The sequence below is a fragment of the Curtobacterium sp. B18 genome, from assembly GCF_000333375.1.
In the GTDB taxonomy this organism is placed as follows: domain Bacteria; phylum Actinomycetota; class Actinomycetes; order Actinomycetales; family Microbacteriaceae; genus Curtobacterium.
On the sequence record NZ_BACZ01000004.1, the window covers coordinates 2554 to 4445 of the forward strand.

General features: G+C 69.7%; 3 protein-coding genes. All 3 read left to right on the forward strand.

Annotation, left to right across the window (positions count from 1 at the left end; genetic code table 11):
- Nucleotides 1–74 precede the first annotated feature (74 nt).
- Genes I5E_RS00125 through I5E_RS23080 form a run of 3 tightly spaced genes read left to right on the forward strand, consistent with a single transcriptional unit; the run spans nt 75 to nt 1888 of the window.
- Entirely contained in the window at nt 75–1046 is a 972-nt protein-coding gene (locus I5E_RS00125) for an NAD-dependent epimerase/dehydratase family protein (RefSeq protein ID WP_022905211.1), read from the forward strand.
- A 42-nt stretch (nt 1047–1088) separates the two neighbouring features.
- Entirely contained in the window at nt 1089–1490 is a 402-nt protein-coding gene (locus I5E_RS00130; protein ID WP_261974870.1) for a hypothetical protein, read from the forward strand.
- The gene (locus I5E_RS23080; protein WP_083857800.1) at nt 1487–1888 is read left to right on the forward strand and encodes a sigma factor-like helix-turn-helix DNA-binding protein; all 402 of its coding nucleotides are present in this window, start codon (nt 1487–1489) and stop codon (nt 1886–1888) included. The genes I5E_RS00130 and I5E_RS23080 overlap by 4 nt, the downstream gene beginning before the upstream one ends.
- Nucleotides 1889–1892: the final 4 nt, after the last annotated feature.

The window sequence follows — 1892 nt, forward strand, 5'->3', positions numbered from 1 at the left end:
CCGTCCCTCCCGTCCGTCACAGGGGTTCCGTCCGGGCCTGCCACGCCCGGCCGCGTGCGCCTACCGTGACGGGCATGCGCATCGTCGTCATCGGGGCCACCGGCCACATCGGCACCTTCCTCGTCCCCCGTCTCGTCCGTTCCGGTCACGAGGTCGTGACCGTCACCCGCGGGACGAGCACGCCCTACGCCGACTCCCCCGAGTGGCAGCAGGTCGAGCAGGTCACCGCCGACCGCGAGCAGGAGGACCGCGACGGAACCTTCGGCCAACGGATCGCCGGGCTCCGTGCCGACGCGGTCGTCGACCTCGTCTGCTTCACGATGTCATCCGCCGAAGCCCTCGTCTCGGCCCTCCGCGGGACCGGCACCCACCTCGTGCACTGCGGGTCGATCTGGCGCGCCGGTGTGTCGCACGTCCTGCCGATCACCGAGGAGAACGCGACCGAGCCCTTCGGCGACTACGGCGTGCAGAAGGACGCGATCGCCCGGATGCTCGGGCGTGAAACTGCCGACGGGGGTTTGCTGACGACCTCGTTGCACCCCGGCCACATCAGCGGGCCGGGGTGGATGCCGATCGGACCGCTCGGCAACCTCGACCCGACGGTGTGGACGAAGCTGTCCGCCGGCGAGCCCGTCGAGGTCCCAAGCCTCGGTGCCGAGGCGATGGCGCACGTGCACGCCGACGACGTCGCCCAGGCCTTCCAGCTGGCCGTCGAGCACCGCGACGAGGCGGCCGGTGAGGACTTCTTCGTCACGGCGTCGACGGCGCTGACCGCCCGTGGGTACGCACACCTCGTCGCCTCGTGGTTCGGCCAGGAGGCTCGGCTCGAGTCCGTCTCGTGGGACCGGTTCCGCGAGACCACGGACCCGGAGCACGCGGGCGCCAGCTGGGAGCACCTGTCGCGCAGCCAGGTGTTCAGCACCGAGAAGGCCCGGCGGCTGCTCGGCTACGAACCGGCGTACACAGCCGAGGCGACGGTGCTCGACGCGTTCCGGTGGCTCGTGGAGCACGACCGGGTCGACCTCGCGTGCCCCCTCGCGATCTGAGGTTGTGCTTGCGCGTGTGATCAGTTGCGGCTAATATCAGTCGTGGCTGATGTGCGATGCATGCAGATCGACTGGCCTCGAGAGTTCAACGCGCAGCTCGACCGGCTCGACGCCGACACCACCGAACGGGGTCGGCGGCGGCTCGAGTTGCTCACGTTCATGCTCAAGCGGCTGCGGGACCTGGATGCAGCGCCGACGGAGGACACCGCTGTGATCAAGCGAGTCCGACAGTCGAGGGAACACGTCGTCTGGCGGGTGTCGCACCCGTACGTCCAGGGGATCGCGCTCCGGTTGATCTGCTGGTTCCCGCCGGGTACGGACCGTGTCGTCGTCGCGCTGTTCTCCGGCGACAAGGCCGCGATGGGTGACGTGTTCTCCGAAACGGTCGGCGTCCGTGCCGACCGACTGATCGACCGGTGGGTCGACGAGACGAAGGAAGCATGATGGGCGAGAAGGACTTCGTGCACGGCAACGACCGCCTCGAGCGGATGCTCGAGCGGCCTGGCATGGCCGACGCCGTGGCGGCGCTCGAGACGGAGGCGGACGAGCTCGACCGGATCCACGCCATGAGCCTCGCGATGGTGCGGGAAGCCGGCAAACGGACCCAGGTCGAGATCGCCCACGAGCTGGGGATCAGCCAGGGAGCGGTGTCCCAGATGGAGCGTCGTGAGGACATGCTGCTGTCCACGCTCCGGAGCTACATCACCGCGGCCGGCGCGGAGAACCCCCGGGCGAAGATCGTGCGACGGTCCGACCCGCGCCACGCGAGCGCGAGATGCGCTGGCAGCAGCAGTGCCGAGAACATGAAGAGCCCGACCATCGCGACGGTGGCCGCGGCGTAAGCCG

Coding starts and splice junctions, on each gene's coding strand:
- I5E_RS00125 (WP_022905211.1), top strand. CDS start 75: ATGCGCATCGTCGTCATCGGGGCCACCGGCCACATCGGCACCTTCCTC.
- I5E_RS23080 (WP_083857800.1), top strand. CDS start 1,487: ATGATGGGCGAGAAGGACTTCGTGCACGGCAACGACCGCCTCGAGCGG.